We start from the raw sequence: 17828 nt of genomic DNA, 5'->3' as shown, positions 1-17828 counted from the left end.
TCACTCAGAACATGTGTGAAAGCGTTGTTGGATCACCCCCTAACAACGTAATTCCTGCCAATTCTTCTGGGACAAGCTTCGCAAAACCTCCATGGCGTGTTCCCACATTGATATCACGCCAAATTTTTTCTAGAGGACAGCTTGTCTCCAATCCTGATGAGCCATAAAGCCACAACAAGGACTGAACTGTTTCTGTACACCCGCGCATAATTTGTGTGGCCCGTGCCCGGATTTCTACACGTTGCCGATTCGTAAGCACTATTCTGTTGTACACAGCATCATCTATGACACTCGCGTTATACTCAGCAGCACGTATCAATAGGTCAAAGGCACTACTTAACCGCCCTAATTCATACCGAATGGGATCAGAATGATCCATAGCTGCATACGTACTGCCAGCTATAGGGCGTTGTATATTTCCTATCACATAATTTATGGCACCTTCCGTTGCACCTAACATCGAACCAACCAGGCAGTTCATTAAAACCCCGGTGAAATAACTCGAATAAGAAGGCTTATCATGATGATGGCGGGATTTACCTGAAAGAATGGATTGATACTCTACAGTATGCATTTCAGGAACATACACATCTTGTGCTCGAATAGTGACACTTTGAGTTCCAATCAATCCCGTTGATTGCCATGGGGCGATGATATGTAAATCATCAGATGGCACAACAACAACACGGACATGACCATCATCAGACATAGCCAGGCCGAAAAAATACGATGACCAAGGGTATCCTGAAGCATATTTCCATTCGCCGTTTAAAATCCATCCTTCACCTTTTGGTGCTGGTTTAAGCGTGGCTGGTCGCCCCAGCACCATAGACAACATGGCATTTTTATTCATGGCAGCACAAACCGATTCAGACAAAGAAAAATTGGCTCTCATCGACCACGCCGCATTAGCAACACCAACTAACCAAGCTAATGAAGCATCAACTTTGCCTAATTCACAGCACACTGCCACAACATCCGATAATTTACCCGGGCCTGTTGGTGAAGTTTCATCCAATATTTTCAGTACGGTTTTGTCTTGCAATACCGACATAGTGTGAGCAGATGGAGTTTCTGTTTTTTCCTCCAGGGAATAAGCAGCAATGATAGCCCCAATCTCGCTATGCCAGATTGCTTGCTCATTTATCATATGGCTATTCAAAGAATTTCCTCCATGCCTGTACTTTTTCTTCAGCTTGCGCACAAACTAAATCTACAAATGGGGCAGACGTTGCTATACGAACAGGCATGACGGGTGTATCAAACATCTTCCAGAAAAATGGCAAGCTCGCTGTAGGCTCTTCAACAGTAAAACCGCAAGCAGCCCGCTTTCTCAGCATATCTTCATCATAAGCATCACTTATTTTTTCTCGGCGTGCTGAAGTTGTTGCCCACCCCGTTTTATAAGGACCTGGCTCAATAATCCCAACCTGGATCGGTGTATTATCAAGTTCCAATCTCAACGTTTCCCCAATCGCTTCAATCGCGTATTTGCTTATTTGATAAGCCCCTAAAAGTGGCCAACAAGCAACTCCACTCATGCTTGATACCACAAGGATCCTTGCTTCTGGCAACTTCCGCATAAACGGCAATAGCGGTTTAATAACGTTAAGCGTCCCTTCAACATTTGTTTCAAACTGCTCACGCAATTGCTGTGTAGACAGATCCTCTAACGTACCAAACTGAGCATAACCCGCAGCAGTTACGATCCGATTTGGAATACCCACTTTTCGTATTAATGCAGGAAGCTTTTCTGCAAGTATTTGCTCATCTCGAATATCAGCAATACAAGGAATAAAACTATCTTGATAAAGTTCTACCATTTCATGAGCAATATCCTCAGAACGCGTGATACCAATAACGCGATCATGGCGTTCCCTAATAATAGAATTCGTCCAGCATCGACCTAAACCATTTGAACAACCGCTAACAACCCAAGTATTCATATTTCTAATTCCTTTGATTAACTCTGAGAAATATTTTTATCATTTGAGGAATGACTGTGAGATAACCATGCTCCTGTAACTAAACACAGTGCAATTAATAAGAAACAAACGAGTGCCGCAGAAGCAACCACAGGAGAATACGGTTGCAACTTCTCTGAGATACTTGATGCGCCTTCCAGAGGGGATTGATTGACAACATAATCAAACAGTACAGCAACGATAACGCTGCCTAAGGCACTCATCAACTGCCGTGAGCCGTTGAAAAATGCCGCTGCTCTGCCTATTGCTGTTGGTACAGCCCGACTTAATGCAAGATTAGCCAGAGGTGCAAATGCTAATCCAGCCCCTGCACCCGCCAGTGCCATCGCGATTATCATAGCGATAAATGCAATTGAACCTCCTGTGGCAAATATCCCTATACCGCCCAACAGTAGTACTGCCAGAGCAAAAGTAGACAAACCATAACGAATGATAACTTCAGGAACTATTTTATCTGAAAAATGACCTGCTATTGGCCCAGTTAACGCATTAGCAAGTGCAATCGTAATCATAATCATACTGATTGCGAATGGCCCAAAATTCATGCGAATTTCGATCAAGAAAGCTAATGGTAGATAGAATGCTGTCACACCAAAACCAAGAAGACCGGAGACTAAACAAGTCCGTAAGAAGACCCTATCCTGCCAAATCTTGACAGGTAAAATACACTCTGCCCGATGACGCAGTTCATAACGCAATAACCAAACAACAATTACACTTCCCAACACCAACAGAAGTACCGTTATGGGATTGATACCTCCTGCGCCATGAATTAACTGCAAACCCAGAATAATAGCTGCCAGAGAGAAACCAAAAGCCCCATTAATAAGAAACTCTCTCCCTTTTAACCCTTTACCAGGCGCAGCAGGTAAATACATCGTGATAATGACTAATCCTAGCAGCGCAATAGGAATGTTTATCCACATGATCCAGCGCCAATCAGCAACTTGTAGAAAAAACTGAGTCACTACAGGCCCTGTCGCAGTAGCAATACCAGCAACTGCACCCCAAATACCCAAAGCTGTACCACGTCCCCCTTGTGCAAAAAGGATAGAGATATAAGCCATACTTTGCGGCGTCAACAGGGCAGCACCAACTCCCATCAATGCCCGACCAACGATAACCTGCATAAGTGTTTGGCCACAACCACTTACCAATGCGCCAATAGAGAGAATAATCAATGCACTGACAATAAGGTTTTTTCGATTATAAGCATCACCTAACCGTCCCCCCAATAAAAGAAAGCCCGCATAGGTAATTAGATAACTATTATTAACCCATGCTGCCATTACTGGTGTGACTTTAAACTCTGCAATTAATGAGGTATAAATCAACGGTACTGTTGTGATATCCATCATCGCAATAAAAAAGCCAACACAGAGTCCGAAAAATGCCATTTTCCGCTGGTTCATCGCTACCCCTGACCGACAAATTTTTATTAAAGAACAGTTTTCAGTATGATGTGCCAGCTTGGTAAACGAGTAAGTCCTTCTTCATCCAGCAAAATAGTTAAGTTTTTCTTCTTACAAAAATCAGCAATTGCCTCCGCATTACCTTTGTATTCAACACGAGAAACTGATTCAATTTGCCAACCACTTTTTTCTGCCGTATCTACAATTTCAGATAGCTCAATAGCCAGAGGCTTGGGCATTCCGCGAACTGAAGGAGCAAACGTAATCAAGTGATATTCAGTCGCCTCATTCGCTAAGCGGCGCATTTCACCCATGTAAGCGGCACGATCATTAGAAGGAATAGCGTGATAGGTAGCAGAGTCCAAAATTGTGTCAAATGTCTCATTCAGCCCTGTTGCACAAGCATTAGCAACTTTGAATCTGATATGGTTCGTCATTTGTCTGTCTTGGCAACTCTCAATGGCAGTAGGGGCATTATCGATAGCGGTAACATCATAACCCATTTCCGCGGCTGCCTCAGCATTGCGCCCTAAACCACAACCGACATCCAATAATTTCCCGCGTGCCCCCTTTTTCAAAAGGTCACAAACAACAGGTTGGGCACGCCCTATTTCCCAAGGAACTGTTTTAATTTCAGCACTTTCTATAAGTGATTTTCCTTGGTATACCCCTTGAAAATCTGCTCTGTCATATTCATTATTTTTTACATTACTCATGACTTTCACCTAAACCTATTTCCATAAACAATTGTTAGTTTTTCATTACTGAACATAGAGATCATTTACCCACTCATTGATGCAGGATAAGCCACACGATAACCTCGTGTTGTCATTAAGAACTCAGCAATAAAAGCATCATGGGGAACATGAGGCTGCATCCAAACAGTAGGAACCTGACCGATATACAAATTACGAATAGCCGGAATATCAGAAATACGGGAAATTAAAGATGGTTTTTTTGACGCTACAGTCACCACTAACGCAGGAGCAATAACATCAAGGTCATCGTCACAGCGAAAAGGGACAAAAGTCACTGCCGCAACCGGAAATTCTGACTGAATTAACGGGCTGTCAAACGATTCAGCCAACATAATCAATGGCATTACACGTTTTACGCCTGATAGCGTGTCAAACACATCCGGTGGTTGTACTAAAAAATCGGCATACTGTGTGACTTGTTCTGACCACCATGAATAGCGTTCAGCTGAAAGTTGGGGAAGATAATGATGTTGTTCCGACTCATTTTTCAATCTCTCGGATGCATAAGCATAAAATTCGTGTGCAAAAGCAACAGCATCACCCTCCACAAGTACACTGCTCGTACAAACACAGGCGGCTCCCCCTAATCCCATAACCGATTCAAAAACCAGTTCTAATGCAGCATTCCGGGGATAATCAGCACCAATCACAATTTTTGATAGCCCAGGGCCTTGTACCAAGACATCCGAACGATAGGCGAAACGATCAACAAGTGCTTTTCCGCCATAAATTACACTGAGATCAGCAAATTCAAGCAATTCGTCAACCAAGCTATGATCAGAAGGCAGCATTGCTGCATAATTCCCCAAACCTGATTCAGACATTGCCTGAATCAGACGCTGTGCCGTATAAGGCTCACGATCAGAAGGACGTAATATAACTCTATAGCCAAGCGCTATTGCCTGTGGCCAAATCGCATGGACACCCGGCCCATTACCCGGTGCAATCACTGCGAGTACATCTCCTCGCCGAACACTTTGCGCACATCCGTTTTCTAAAACCCGGCCTGTATTATCTTCCGGTACACCTTGTGGAATGCCCAATTTAGCTAAATGCACCCCAGATGCTGTCGCATAAGCAATACTTCTGACCGCATTTTTAATAATATGCTCAGGAAGGCCAGTCACTGAAACAACCTTTGCAACATAATCCTCTACCGTTAAGCCACACAATTTGCCATTCATAAAGAGTTCAGCCGCTTTTTGTAATGCTTCATCCCGCTTCTCGATAGAAAGCGATTCTCCTTGGCGTAGACAATTCACGGTATAATGCGCATATATTGCAGGTACCTGTGTTATCTTTCCCACAGGCGTTCCCTGAATATTGTTAATCACTTTTTGCTGAATAAAACGTTTCTGCGTAATCGGTGTAATTGCTTCTATTAGTGGTAATTCCGGAGTCTTCTCATCCAGCTCTAACATTAGTAGACCCCTTCAATGACTTTAAGGCCACTAAACGTTACCTCAGCAGCAATATCTGCCAGATTGTCCCCAATTTGCCCGCCCCCGGGTAAGCGAATTGCCGTGTCTCTTTCCAAGATCCGGGGGTAAAAGGCATAACGGCTGAGGTGAGAAACGACAACAGTTCCCCGTTGACCATAATCAACCGTTGCCTGCGTATCGCGATCAACCACATCATAGGTAATAAAGGGCGCAAAGCTGTTATATTCCACCCGAACACTGTCTGCCGTAATCAGCCGTGACCGTGATACACCTAATGCAGAAGTGCTGCCGTAGCTCGCACTGAATTCACATTCAGGCAGAATTTCACGAGCAATAAACTTCACTTCATCCAGATTGAGTTCTGTTCCGCCTAATGTAATTTGCGCTAAAGAACGTTTCATATGCGTAACCAGCTCCGTTCGTTTCACCAATTCACGCAATATGGGCGGCGTTGTTACAAGAAAACGGATATCCTGATTAAGCAGTGTATTTTCAATTTGATCAGCCAGATGGGAAGAATAACGGCGAGCATAAGCCATATTGCCTTCACGGATTGAACGCTTAACCCAGCGTGGGTCAATATCAATCATAAAACAAAGGCCACCCAGCTTTTGTGCACGCACTCTATTTATCGCCCCGACGAGATGCGGCCCAGAAGGGACGGCCGCCAGTGTATTGCCGGTTGGCCTGCCCGGGCGATCTTTATACGATGACATGCGCCAGTCAATCAGCGCTTCAATCCAGGCATCATAGGCGACAACATATTTTGGCGTTCCGGTTGTTCCGCCACTTTCATACACAGAAACCTGTCGATCATGCTGCAATCCCCGTGGCTGAAGAGACTGAACCGGCGTTGTGCGAAGGCGTGCCGAAATATCGGGGAATTTCCGCAAATCATCAAATGTATTAATGTCACTCAACGGGTTAAACGGCAATTCCTGACGCATCGCCAGCCAAAAATCGGTTCCCGTTTCTTCAGAAAAATGCCATTTCATGACAGCCTGAACAAAACGGTTAGGATCCTGACAGGCCTGCGCTGCCGTTATCTGCTCAATTTCATGGCTGTAATCGTTCATTTTTCCATCCCTTTTCGGTTCGTTTATAAACCAGTCTCTTATGCATACGGAATGCATCGACTGCCCAGAATTCACAGCACGCGATGATGAGCTGATAGACAACAAAACGCTCAGGGCGCGGCAATTTACTTTTCCCGTCATATTTAGCGGCTTCATGGAATAAGGCCGGAATATTCGTGTGTGGGGTACTTTGATAAGACACCGTTGACACCGGATCATATGCAGGGTCCTGTGCATACCAAACCGCCTCAGCCACTTCACCGGAAGCCAAATCAGAAGCCAATATCGCTGACCCGGAAAGACTTAACCGGCGCCCCAGCTCACGCCAATAGATATGGCAACCGGCAGAGCCTGTTGAGTCAATATCCTGACCTTTGCGACTGGAGCGGTGCGTCGCAAATAACAAGACATCACCATCAAAACGGACAGGAAACACCGTGCACATTGAAATATCACCATCAGCATTGCGCGTAGCCAGCGTATAGGCATCGTGCTCACAGACATCGTCATTCCGTGCCCGTGCTAACCACGCTTTTATCACTGTCTCCGGTGAGGGAGACGGATTATCATAGTGCGGAAAAGGCACATCCAGCAGTCCGGTTAATGATTTGAGTTTCTTCATTTTTCTCTTTCTTTCATCCCCTTTAATCGGAGCGGGCACATTGATTAAAAAAGCGCATCAATAATTTGCCGGTTTATCCAGTAAAGCGTGCACAAAGTAACGTTGCATATTATGAATTAATAATGCACATGATCCTTTTTTATTTTCCGGTTTAACGGTTGGTGGGAAGGAATACGAATATTGCCTAAATCATAAGACTTATATTTTAATTTTCTGCTCATTTTATTATTTTATTAAATTATTGAATTGAATTATTTATTCAGAAAGTTAATTTAACGCCAATCATCCACAACATAAAAACGAATATTGAATGATGAATAAAATACTTATTACCAAATGATTTTTAAGTAACAATTAACTAGGTATACCTTGTCGATTTATTTTCGTAACAACAATATCAAGGGCTTTAAGTTGATTGATAGGATTCATGAATTCCCGGTTACGTATGATTAGCCCATCACGTAACTCGAAAGAATGAATAAAATGATTTTCATAGTAACTTTCAGGGTAATTAGGTAAGCGAATAATACCGTGACCATCACATTCAACCCAAATATGATCAGGGTCATCAGTTGTGAAGATTTTGATATTGTACCACTCCCAATCAGGAAAACATTGAAGTGACCAGTGAGCATGGCGCTCTAAGTTCTCAATACCACGTATAACTATTGGCTCACCTGTTTCTGTGGTCCATAATCCGCCTTCTGCATCTTCCGCATCTTCCGCAAAAAGCTCATGTCTTTTTAAGCGAGCTTCGCCTTTGGTCAGTTCTAAATATTTCTCTACAGTCTTACGATTTTTTTCACGAAGCTGATCAAAATTATCATTATGTTTAGTCATAAAAAACCTATTGAAATAGTTATTTTTAAATAGTTTTTCTTTATTCCCACTAAAAACAGAAGATAATATATTATTTAACCTTTTATAGGTGAAAAATTAATACCGTCGAGTATTTATTGATTTCATTGAATTTTTTGCTTTACAATTTAATTGTTGTAATACCAACAATAGATAATTAAACAATATAAATCAGAATTACTTTATAATATTAATGATTGATTAAATTCTTTGTCATTAAAATCAGTAACACAATATATTTTCACGATAGAACTAATATAAGCTTCTTTGGCGCTATGAATAATTTTTAAAAATTCACTTTTCCAAAGAAGCCCAAAAGTAGAAATTTGTTACTGACATGTAGATATTCCCGATTAAACAAAATTCCCGAATCAATACGGAACCCCGGATGAATATCTAATAGTTTCTACATCTTATTAATCCAACGGGCAAACTCGAATAATGTGACCATCAGGATCTTTTACAAGGAAGGTTCGCCCAAATACTTCTGTATATAGTTCTTTTACAATTTCAATATCTGAATTACCTTGCCATTCTTGGAATAGTTGCTCAACATCATCACTTGTTGGCAGCATGATACCAATTTCATTAAAACGTTGAACTTGCAGATCAGGTGTTTCACCACCAGACCAAAGAGCAAAAAGAGCATCACCAGAAGAAGAGGCACGAAAAGCCACATAACGCGGGGTAATAAAAATAGGATCTGTCTTGAATAGAGATTTGTAGAAAGTGGTTGAGCGCTCAACATCAGAAACATAAACTAGTTGCAAATTGGCCGCCATTGGACCAGAAGTCGCACTACTCATAAAAACTCCTCAACTTTAACAAAATATCGACGTCAGCATTATTGATATAATTAGCAATGAAAATATTAACAAAACTAAAAGAATTCAAAAATAAATACTGATAAAGCAATTTGTCAGCAAGGCGCTCATAACAAAAGCCACTAGACTTCCACGAAAAAAATAACCTCACAGCAACAAAAATGCAATATGTTTTTTTATTACAGATAAGTTAGTAAAAATGATATGTTAAAAACAAAAAATAGCAAGTTTCAAATTCAATTAAAGGACTTTTCAGTCCAAAGCGCCTCTAGTCCAAAACCCCGCCTAAGTTAGACAGAACACTAATCCATTCTTGCCTAAAAGCAAATTAAAACAATCGTTCAGATCCAGTCATATTGTGAAAGTCATGCTGGCAGCCAGACCCCAGCTTTATTTAATCACCTCAATTTGCAAGAAACATAGGCATGATTGATAACGCTTAAGCAAATTATTCTCAGTAACTTGTGGTTCTAGAAGGAATAATTTTTCTAGCAAAAACCATCGATGCAGCACAGAAATTCTTCTAAGGCTGTCACAGCCTGAGGATTCTTACTATTTTGTTTTCTAAGCAAAAAGATTGATCGTGCCTCAGGCATTTAGTTTTTTTCTTTCCTTTCTTAAACGAAATTCAGGTTGATTAACTCACGTTATGTCAGCAACTTCTTTTGGTTTTTTGTTATGCGCAATTCTACCGGCATAACATGATTCACGGCATACTTTACCTGCCATGCTTTCGGGTTGACCAAATAATGATTCCGGAAACGTTTAGAAAAGTGGCTTGGGCTGGAGTAACCTACCGCTACTGCCACCTCAATAACACTCATTCCTTTTTTCAGCAACTTTTCTGCCGCCGTCATACGAACGTTTTCTAAGTATTGATGGAAAGTGTGAAAAGCAACTGCCCGGAATCCTTCTTTTAATTTCCGCTCATTCAATCCCACGGCTTTTGATAGCGATTTGATTGTCCAAGGGTAATGATAGTCGCTGTTAATTATTTTTATTGCGTTATAAACAGCACGACGCTGTAAACCATTAATGGCGTTATATTGGCACTCATAAATCTGCGCGATCATACAAGCGAGGATCTCTAACGCTTTTGCTTTTAAATACATCTTCCTGATGTTGCCATTTAATTGGCACTCTTCTATTTGGTTAACTATCTGCATAAATTGCGGATAAATGGGACGAGCCATCATTAATACATCACTGTAACCCGCGTTTTTTTCAAAACCTGCCGTTAATTGGGTAAAACAGGGCAATTCCTGAGCTTTTATTTCGTTCAGAGAGAATCGAATATCAAGGATATGCCATTCTCCACAACCAAATAAGTTCATGCCGCGCGTTATTTTAGGCGAGTAAAAAAATAACATTGTTCCTGGATTAATATCCAAAATTTCACCTTTCTCAATTGCCATCTTCCCTTTTCCGCTTAAAATAAAGGCAATTGATACGGTTGGTGGCCCTTCGCAATATTCGGTGAAATCCTGATTGAGTTCGAAACGGCTCCGATTGATGTGAATGCCGTCAGATAACTCCTCAGTTTGTATTGAAGGGTTTGTGTTATCCTCCCCCATCCGTGAGTTCGTGTGATTGAAATGGTCAGTAGTGAAAACTCTTAATTTCTCACTATAGATCGTCTCCATAAGATCCCCTGTAAATTCAACTCAAAATACCATTTAAAAAGCCATTTCCATGGCAGAACAACACACTATATATGATAAAGACGTTATTATTTTATTTAATATATATACATGCTGTTAATTTTTAGCAATCTAACACTAATGATAATCATTATCAATAGTACGTAATGCGCTACTTTTGTCCCTATCCCGTTAGTTATTCTTTTTGAGCCCCGCTAATCTCCTTCACGTTTTCGTTTATCTCCCTGTGAAATAAAATTTAAAAGAGCGTCGAAGAGTAATTCTATGAAAAAAAGATATGCTAAAGCATCTGTTGTGTGTTGTTTGATTTCACCTGTGGCTTGGGCAGCACCTTCTCCTGAAAGCAACGATGATATTTTGATTGTCACAGCCAATAAGCGAGAAGAAGCATTAAATAAGGTTAACGGCAGCATTTTGGTTAAAACCGGCGAGGAACTTGAGCAAGCGGGTATTACTCAGGTACAAGACCTCGAACGCGCTTTTCCGGGGTTACAGATCCGTGCTCGCGGCAACCGGGTTTATTCGGCAACCACTATTCGTGGGATCAGCTCACCCGATTATTATTCGCCTTCCATCCAAATTTATGTTGATGGCGTTCCTCAGGATCACCAATTTCTGACACAAGAATTAATCAATATAGAACGTGTGGAGCTGTTACGTGGCCCTCAAGGAACGTTGTACGGCGGAAACGCGCAGGCAGGCGTGATCAATATTATCACCCGCTCTCCAAAAGAAGCTCCTTTGCTTCACCTTTCGGGTAATTACTCCGGATTGGAAAAATCGGGTTCTTTCAGCGGATCAATACCTCTTATTGAAGATATGCTTTATGGCAGTGCAAGCCTGCGCTGGGTAAACGAATCCGGACACATTGACAGCCCGAATCGCGGGGAGAAAAATATTGATTCCAGCAAAACCTGGCTCGGTAAAGGGAAACTGACATTTGCGCCGGAAGAGTCCCCTTTCAATGCTGAACTCAGTTTTGCTCATGAAGAGCTCAAGTCACATGAAGAGCTTTATTTAACTGACGAACAACTTCGCCGGAAAGAATATAACGGCCCTATCCCTGATTTGACGCGACGAGTCAACAGTTATGCCCTCAAGGCTGAATATGATTTCGGCAGCAGTGCATTAACCAGCATCACATCCTATCAGGACCGCAATATTTTCCGTGATTTCATCGGGGGTAAATGGAAAGAGACTCACCACGCCACCACTCAAGAGCTGCGCTTAAATTCTGCCTATTCAAATGGCATAACGACGATCCTCGGTGGCTGGTTATCTGATGAAAGCAATAAACATCTGGTCGGTGCTTACCCCGGTTACTACTCTGATTCCCTGAATACCATTAAAACCAAATCGCTGGCACTGTTTGGTGAAGTTAAATTCCCGATGTTTTCTCAATGGGATCTGACGCTCGGCGGGCGCCTGTCCCATGAAAAATCACAGATAGCTTATGCCGGCCGTTCCGGGATGATGGCTGTCCCTGCTTTTACCAATCAGGTTTCCAACAATGAGTTTGTGCCTAAAGCGGCTCTTGGCTGGCAATTGACTCCTGATACCCGTTTCTATGTTTCCTCGACCAAAGGCTACAAGCCCGGCGGTTTCAATCATATTGTCTCCTCCGTTGAAGACAGAAAATCTTACCGTACTGAATTCTCCGATAATTATGAACTTGGCTGGCATACCTCATTCTTTGAAGATGCAATGACATTAAACGGTGCTGTTTATTATATCCGTTCAAAAGACAAGCAAATCTATGTTGGCCCTGTTGGTATGCAAGCCATTCGTAATGCAGGAAAGGCCGAAAGCAAAGGCCTCGAGCTGAGCAGTCAGATCAAGCCATTGCAAGGGCTTGCACTGTCCCTTGGCGGAAGCATCGGCAAGTCAAACTTCACGGATGCAACTGATACGACAACAGGCATCAGCTACAACGGTAAGCGTCTGCCTTATGCACCCAATGTCATGCTAAATGCCAGTGTTGACTATCTTGTCAATCAGACAATTTTGCCGGGAAATCTCTATGTTAATGCCGGTGCCCGCCATTACTCCAAGAGTTACTTCAATGAGGCAAACACGCTTGAGCAAGGGGCATATACCCTTTATGACGCTTCATTAAGTTTAGAAATGTCCCATGGTGTCAACATCAGACTGTATGGCGAAAATCTGGGCAACAAAAAGTACCGTATTTCTGCTTTCCAGCAAGGAAACAGCACGCTGAATATGGGCAGCAAGGGCTTGAATGTCGGGCTGGATGTGAGCGTATCACTATGATGCGCAAGGCTTCACATATTCGCCATACTTCATTGTTACTTTTGACTTTGGCGGGTGTTTACACCATCCAAAGTACCATTGGCATGTTAACGTTACAAAGTATGCCTGCATTGTTACGGAGTGACGGTGTCACTCCGGATAAAATAGGGTTGCTTTATCTTTTGATGTTGCCTTGGGCATGCAAATTTCTCTGGGCCCCTATTGTTGAGCGTTATCGTAAATCAGGAACGGGGAATACTCATCCCCGCCGCATTATGCTCTGCGGAACGGGTTTGATTTTTATCCTGTTTTTATTAATGGCCTCAGCAAAGCCCGCTGAACATATGCCGCTGATCCTCACGGCACTGTTTCTGATTACACTTTGCCTGACGGTAATCGATACCACCGCCGATGGTCATGCCATAGACCAATTGCCACCACAATATCGTCCGTGGGGCAATGTCATGCAGGCTGGGGGAGGTTATCTGGGAACGATCATCGGCAGCGGACTCTTTTTATATCTGACTTCATTGTATGGCTGGCACATTGGCGCAGGCGCATTAGCCATCGTTATTCTCCTGATGTCTCTGCCTATTCTGTTTATCCAAAAAACCCAGGAAAAGAGAAAACCGGGCATTTCAGGAGCCATGGGAGTTTCAGAAACAACGGCAGCGCCGTCACTCAAGCAGGCATTACGCCGCGCTTCAGTCAGGCAAGCATTGCTTTTGATCCCCTTGTGCATGATTAGTACACGCCTGTCGCTCGGCATGTTCTCCCCGTTTTTGGTCGATCATGGCGTAGATTTAACCCAACTTGGCATCATTGCTGCCAGCGGCGGCGCATTGGCCGGATTATGTGGTGTTCTGTGTGGCGGCATCATTGTACGCAAGCTAGGCGCCCTCCGGACATTGCTGGGCCTGATGCTGATTGAATGCATCGTGCTGGTGGGTGTTTTTGTCCTTGCCCGACAACCGGTTGCTTCAGTATCCATACTTGCAGCCGCATACGTCTGCATCACCTTAATTACCGCTGCCAAATTTGTTGCCTTGTACACTCAGATGATGTCTTTGGCAACAGGTGCACAGTCCGGTGTGGATTTTGCGTTGATGCAATCTACCGATATGAGCGTTGCGATCCTCAGTTCCATGCTGGGTGGGCTGATTGTCGCCAAATCTGGCTATGCCACCCTGTTCGCTCTCGCATTATTCTTCACCCTCGCAGGTTTGTTCTGGACATTACACCAGCGCCGCAGTTTCCAAAAGGAAATCACCCATGCTCAATGAAGACGCTTCTGCGCAAAATCCGCCAGAACATTCTCCTGAACATTCACCTGAACAACGTGCTGCTGATGCCGGTGTGGTCAAGACATTATGGAATATGATGCAACCATACCGCACACTGAGTTACGTTGCTGTGGCACTTGCCGTTGTTTCCGCAGGCCTGCAAATTTTACCGGCGGCCATTGCCGGCCTGATCACCCAATCTATTTATGATGGGCACAATGACAGGCTCCTGAGTTACGGTGTCATGTTATTGAGCGCCACTTTTGCTGCAATGTTGGCTTTCAGTGGGTCAACATTTGTATCTCATTTGATTGCAGCAGATGTTCAGGCTGATGTTCGTCGTCGCATCAGCCGTAAACTGAAAGCCGTCCCCTTGGGTTTTTTCATGCTGACCGACAGTACCGAAATCAAAAAGATGATGTTGGATGACGTTGAACAGCTTGAAGATGGCATTGCACACATTATTCCCGAGATGTCAGCAACCCTGTTCGGCCCGCTGATCGCCCTGAGCGTCATGCTGGCCATTGACTGGCGGCTGGCATTGGCCGCATTTGCTCCGACACTGGGGGCATGCCTGTTGTTCATCTATATTCAGATGAAAGTCCAGGCCACAAGCCAGCAATTTTACGCGGCCCAAAATCGCATAGCGTCAACAATGGGGGAAGTTATCCATGCAATACCTGTGGTGAAAACCTATTCCAGTGGCACCAATAGCGCTGACGGAAATAGCGGCAATGTTGCACTACAGCGTGCTGAAGAGGCATTTACTGCCCTGACACGGGTTATCGATGTTTGGGTTGAGAAAGTGCAGGTTAAATCCAGCCGCTTTTTTGTCCTTTCCAGCGCTAATTTACTGTTTGTACTTCCTTTGGCAATCTGGCTGCTGAATCGACAAGAGATCGCAGTATTTGAGTTCACCTTCTTTATTCTGGCCGCCATGGCATTCGGCAACATTGCCTCATCCATGTTTGCGGTCATGACTCGCTTGCAACAACAAGAAGCACTTATCACACGTTATCACTGGCTAATGAATCAGCCTGAACTGGCCCCCTGCACCCAGAGCCAAACGCCAGCCGATCACCATGTCGCATTGCATAACGTCAGTTTTTCTTATCAAGAAAAGCAGGATAACGCATTAAATCATGTTTCCTTTTCCGTATCCGCCGGCAGTTCATTGGCGTTAGTGGGCGCCAGTGGCTCTGGCAAATCCACAGTAGCCAGCCTGATTGCCCGTCTTTGGGACCCGCAGCAAGGCAGTATTACTGTCGGAGGGGTTGATGTCCGCAACATGGACGAATCCACTTTGCGCAGCCACATCTCTTTTGTTTTTCAGCGTGTATTTCTGTTTAACGATACCGTCGCCAATAACATCCGGCTGGCTTGCCCTGATGCTTCCCAAGCTGAAGTTGAAGCCGCTGCTGTCGCAGCACAGGCACACCAGTTTATCCAACAATTGCCACAAGGCTACGATACCGTGCTTAACGGTGGCATCAGTCTGTCAGTAGGTGAAAAACAGCGTATCGCGGTTGCCGCCGCTATCCTGAAAAACGCACCGATCCTGATTCTGGATGAGGCAACCGCCTACGCCGATCCGGAATGTGAAAAAGAGATGCAGCAAGCACTCAATGCACTATGCAACCCCCAGACGGATGTCAATAAGACCGTGATTGTTATTGCCCATCGCCTGCCGACCATCCGCCATCTTGATCAAATAGTGGTTCTGGATAAAGGCCGTGTCATTGAGCAAGGCAACCATGATGAATTACTGGCACAACAAGGGGCCTACGCCGCTCAATGGAGAGCGTGGCAGGGAGAAAATGCGGAAACAGGAGTCAATGATCATGGGACTGTTTAATCGTCTTCAGCAACACCTTTCGCCGAAATTGCAACGGGTTTGGTTAACCGGATTGCTGTATAAACAACTTGATACCATTGCGATCATCGCTCAGCTTATCATCGCTGCCTGGGCGATTGCTCATCTGGAGGAGATCCATCTAAAAGAAAGCAGCAACGATAAACTGGCACTGATCACTCTGGCACTCCTGGTGACTTTACTGCTGTTGCGGTTCGCTTTTATGTCCCGGGCACTGCGTAAACTCACCATTGCTGCCTATGGATTAGGCATCGCCATCCGCCGCTCTTTGCTGCAACACCTTGTGAATATGTCTGTCGCGACTATTCGGGGACTCAGTGCAGGAAAAATCACACTGACACTCTCCGAAGATGTGCAATGGCAGGAAAATCAGTCAGCTTATACCACGCCGCAAATCATCTGCCAGATCATGATGCTCACGCTTATTTATCTGGCTCTGTTCTGGTTCGACTGGGTTGTCGCTGGCAGTGCGTCAGCCATATTGCTGGTGGGTTTACTCACCCTGACGGCTATTCGCCGAAGACTCGATGAAATATTACGCCAGCGATCCACGATGATGGCTGATGCATCTGAAGCGATTGTCGAATATGCACAAGGTATGGCTTTCATTCGTGCGGCAGCGGCAACCACGGTTGTAGAGCAGCGTTTTAATCAAGAAATTGAGCAATTGCGCATGGCATTCCGCCGGGGCGTGTTCAAAAGCATACCGCTGCTGAGTCTGTTCTACATCATTATCGACACCAGCGTCGTTGTGGGCATACTGGTCAGTGCCCTGCGCTTCCACTCTCCGGAAGTGCTCACGCTCTCCGAAATGCTCATCACCATTTTGTTGCTGTTTGCCACTATCACCCCTTTACGGGGGATCATTCCCTTGATCAATGTCACCGCACTGACTCAGGCAGGTGAAACACACATTGCAGAGATTGAAGCTGTTGCAACGCAAGCTTCTGGAACATTACCCGTTCCGGCTCAATATGATGTTGAAGTCAATAATATTTCATTCAGCTACGCCGGCAATCACCAGCCTGCCATCCGGAACATTTCATTTTATGCGCCACAAGGCAGCATGACTGCCATTGTCGGACCAAGCGGGAGTGGTAAATCCACACTGGCTTACTTGTTGCTGGCTTTCTATCAACTGGATAAAGGTGAAATTCGACTGGGCGGAAATCCTATCCATCATTACCAGACACAAGCTCTGTATGACACCGTGACCATGGTGTTTCAGGAAACCGCGCTATTTCAGGATACAGTTGCCAACAATCTTCGTTTGGGTGCACCCAATGCAACTCAGCAGGAACTGGAACAAGCCGCTCGCCTTGCCAATATTCACGATACGATTATGGCCTTGCCACAAGGATACGACACATTCTTGGGGGTTGACGGCGGTACATTGTCCGGCGGTGAGCGCCAACGGCTCGCCATTGCCCGAGCGCTCCTCAAACAAGCCCCCGTTTTATTTTTAGATGAAGCAACGGCGTCATTAGATCCCGAAAATGAGCGGTTGATACAAGAAGGGTTTGATTCCCTCACTCAGAACAAAACTGTTTTTGTCATCGCTCATCGGCTCAGCACGATAACCCGCGCTGACCAAATACTGGTGATGGATCATGGAACCCTTTGTGATAGCGGCACCCATGACGAATTGCTCCGGCGTTGCCCGCTTTATCAATCTCTCTGGAAAAGTCACCTAGGTTCAGAAGCGCACTGGCACTTAGATTCAGGATATTTGACTTAATATTTAATTAAATAAAGTATAATAAACCGGTTTATTGATGTAATTG

The 17828-nt window shown here is 44.3% G+C and carries 14 protein-coding genes; 4 read left to right on the top strand and 10 right to left on the bottom strand.

The features are described from left to right. Nucleotides 1-4: 4 nt before the first annotated feature. The 10 genes from Xsze_RS15590 to Xsze_RS15545 form a co-directional block, all read right to left on the bottom strand. Nucleotides 5-1150, bottom strand: a complete 1146-nt coding sequence (locus Xsze_RS15590; RefSeq protein ID WP_038234108.1) for an acyl-CoA dehydrogenase family protein — start codon at nt 1148-1150, stop codon at nt 5-7. A gap of 4 nt (nt 1151-1154) precedes the next feature. Further along, nucleotides 1155-1946: an SDR family NAD(P)-dependent oxidoreductase gene (locus tag Xsze_RS15585; protein ID WP_038233774.1), complete on the bottom strand. Its 792-nt coding sequence runs from the start codon at nt 1944-1946 to the stop codon at nt 1155-1157. Between the two features lie 17 nt (nt 1947-1963). Further along, nucleotides 1964-3397 (bottom strand): MFS transporter, encoded by a 1434-nt coding sequence (locus tag Xsze_RS15580; protein ID WP_051462246.1) that lies wholly within the window; start codon nt 3395-3397, stop codon nt 1964-1966. Nucleotides 3398-3423: 26 nt separating this feature from the next. Then, entirely contained in the window at nt 3424-4113 is a 690-nt protein-coding gene (locus tag Xsze_RS15575) for a class I SAM-dependent methyltransferase (protein WP_038233776.1), read from the bottom strand. 65 nt (nt 4114-4178) lie between these two features. Next, complete coding sequence (locus tag Xsze_RS15570; protein ID WP_038233778.1) at nt 4179-5576, bottom strand: aldehyde dehydrogenase family protein; 1398 nt, start codon at nt 5574-5576, stop codon at nt 4179-4181. Beyond that, entirely contained in the window at nt 5576-6673 is a 1098-nt protein-coding gene (locus tag Xsze_RS15565) for an acyl-CoA synthetase family protein (RefSeq protein WP_051462247.1), read from the bottom strand. The genes Xsze_RS15570 and Xsze_RS15565 overlap by 1 nt, the downstream gene beginning before the upstream one ends. Beyond that, the gene (locus tag Xsze_RS15560; RefSeq protein ID WP_051462248.1) at nt 6654-7295 is read right to left on the bottom strand and encodes a pyridoxine 5'-phosphate oxidase C-terminal domain-containing protein; all 642 of its coding nucleotides are present in this window, start codon (nt 7293-7295) and stop codon (nt 6654-6656) included. Before Xsze_RS15560 ends, Xsze_RS15565 begins: the two co-directional genes overlap by 20 nt. Before the next feature lie 354 nt (nt 7296-7649). Beyond that, nucleotides 7650-8135, bottom strand: coding sequence for a PhzA/PhzB family protein (locus Xsze_RS15555; RefSeq protein WP_038233781.1), 486 nt, complete (start codon nt 8133-8135; stop codon nt 7650-7652). Nucleotides 8136-8569: 434 nt separating this feature from the next. After that, a complete protein-coding gene (locus tag Xsze_RS15550; protein WP_038233784.1) occupies nt 8570-8959 on the bottom strand; it encodes a VOC family protein in 390 nt (129 codons plus the stop codon). 665 nt (nt 8960-9624) lie between these two features. After that, entirely contained in the window at nt 9625-10620 is a 996-nt protein-coding gene (locus tag Xsze_RS15545) for a helix-turn-helix transcriptional regulator (RefSeq protein ID WP_038233786.1), read from the bottom strand. A gap of 282 nt (nt 10621-10902) precedes the next feature. On the opposite strand from Xsze_RS15545, the gene Xsze_RS15540 reads away from it, so the two are divergent. From Xsze_RS15540 to Xsze_RS15525, 4 genes are read left to right on the top strand one after another with little or no spacing between them, the layout of a single operon-like run. After that, on the top strand, nt 10903-12909 hold the full coding sequence (locus Xsze_RS15540; RefSeq protein WP_051462249.1) for a TonB-dependent receptor: 2007 nt from the start codon (nt 10903-10905) through the stop codon (nt 12907-12909). Further along, nucleotides 12906-14171, top strand: coding sequence for an MFS transporter (locus tag Xsze_RS15535; protein ID WP_038233789.1), 1266 nt, complete (start codon nt 12906-12908; stop codon nt 14169-14171). Before Xsze_RS15540 ends, Xsze_RS15535 begins: the two co-directional genes overlap by 4 nt. Then, nucleotides 14161-16026 (top strand): ABC transporter ATP-binding protein, encoded by a 1866-nt coding sequence (locus Xsze_RS15530; protein ID WP_084616100.1) that lies wholly within the window; start codon nt 14161-14163, stop codon nt 16024-16026. Before Xsze_RS15535 ends, Xsze_RS15530 begins: the two co-directional genes overlap by 11 nt. Continuing rightward, a complete protein-coding gene (locus Xsze_RS15525; RefSeq protein ID WP_038233791.1) occupies nt 16013-17782 on the top strand; it encodes an ABC transporter ATP-binding protein in 1770 nt (589 codons plus the stop codon). The genes Xsze_RS15530 and Xsze_RS15525 overlap by 14 nt, the downstream gene beginning before the upstream one ends. Nucleotides 17783-17828 lie beyond the last annotated feature (46 nt).

It is taken from the genome of Xenorhabdus szentirmaii DSM 16338 (assembly GCF_002632585.1).
GTDB classification, from domain to species: domain Bacteria; phylum Pseudomonadota; class Gammaproteobacteria; order Enterobacterales; family Enterobacteriaceae; genus Xenorhabdus; species Xenorhabdus szentirmaii.
This window is presented reverse-complemented; position numbering and strand designations above follow the sequence as displayed.

Excerpts from the sequence above, each read along its gene's own strand:
- Xsze_RS15590 (WP_038234108.1), bottom strand. The coding sequence starts at position 1,150 with ATGATAAATGAGCAAGCAATCTGGCATAGCGAGATTGGGGCTATCATT.
- Xsze_RS15585 (WP_038233774.1), bottom strand. The coding sequence starts at position 1,946 with ATGAATACTTGGGTTGTTAGCGGTTGTTCAAATGGTTTAGGTCGATGC.
- Xsze_RS15580 (WP_051462246.1), bottom strand. The coding sequence starts at position 3,397 with ATGAACCAGCGGAAAATGGCATTTTTCGGACTCTGTGTTGGCTTTTTT.
- Xsze_RS15575 (WP_038233776.1), bottom strand. The coding sequence starts at position 4,113 with ATGAGTAATGTAAAAAATAATGAATATGACAGAGCAGATTTTCAAGGG.
- Xsze_RS15570 (WP_038233778.1), bottom strand. The coding sequence starts at position 5,576 with ATGTTAGAGCTGGATGAGAAGACTCCGGAATTACCACTAATAGAAGCA.
- Xsze_RS15565 (WP_051462247.1), bottom strand. The coding sequence starts at position 6,673 with ATGAACGATTACAGCCATGAAATTGAGCAGATAACGGCAGCGCAGGCC.
- Xsze_RS15560 (WP_051462248.1), bottom strand. The coding sequence starts at position 7,295 with ATGAAGAAACTCAAATCATTAACCGGACTGCTGGATGTGCCTTTTCCG.
- Xsze_RS15555 (WP_038233781.1), bottom strand. The coding sequence starts at position 8,135 with ATGACTAAACATAATGATAATTTTGATCAGCTTCGTGAAAAAAATCGT.
- Xsze_RS15550 (WP_038233784.1), bottom strand. The coding sequence starts at position 8,959 with ATGAGTAGTGCGACTTCTGGTCCAATGGCGGCCAATTTGCAACTAGTT.
- Xsze_RS15545 (WP_038233786.1), bottom strand. The coding sequence starts at position 10,620 with ATGGAGACGATCTATAGTGAGAAATTAAGAGTTTTCACTACTGACCAT.
- Xsze_RS15540 (WP_051462249.1), top strand. The coding sequence starts at position 10,903 with ATGAAAAAAAGATATGCTAAAGCATCTGTTGTGTGTTGTTTGATTTCA.
- Xsze_RS15535 (WP_038233789.1), top strand. The coding sequence starts at position 12,906 with ATGATGCGCAAGGCTTCACATATTCGCCATACTTCATTGTTACTTTTG.
- Xsze_RS15530 (WP_084616100.1), top strand. The coding sequence starts at position 14,161 with ATGCTCAATGAAGACGCTTCTGCGCAAAATCCGCCAGAACATTCTCCT.
- Xsze_RS15525 (WP_038233791.1), top strand. The coding sequence starts at position 16,013 with ATGGGACTGTTTAATCGTCTTCAGCAACACCTTTCGCCGAAATTGCAA.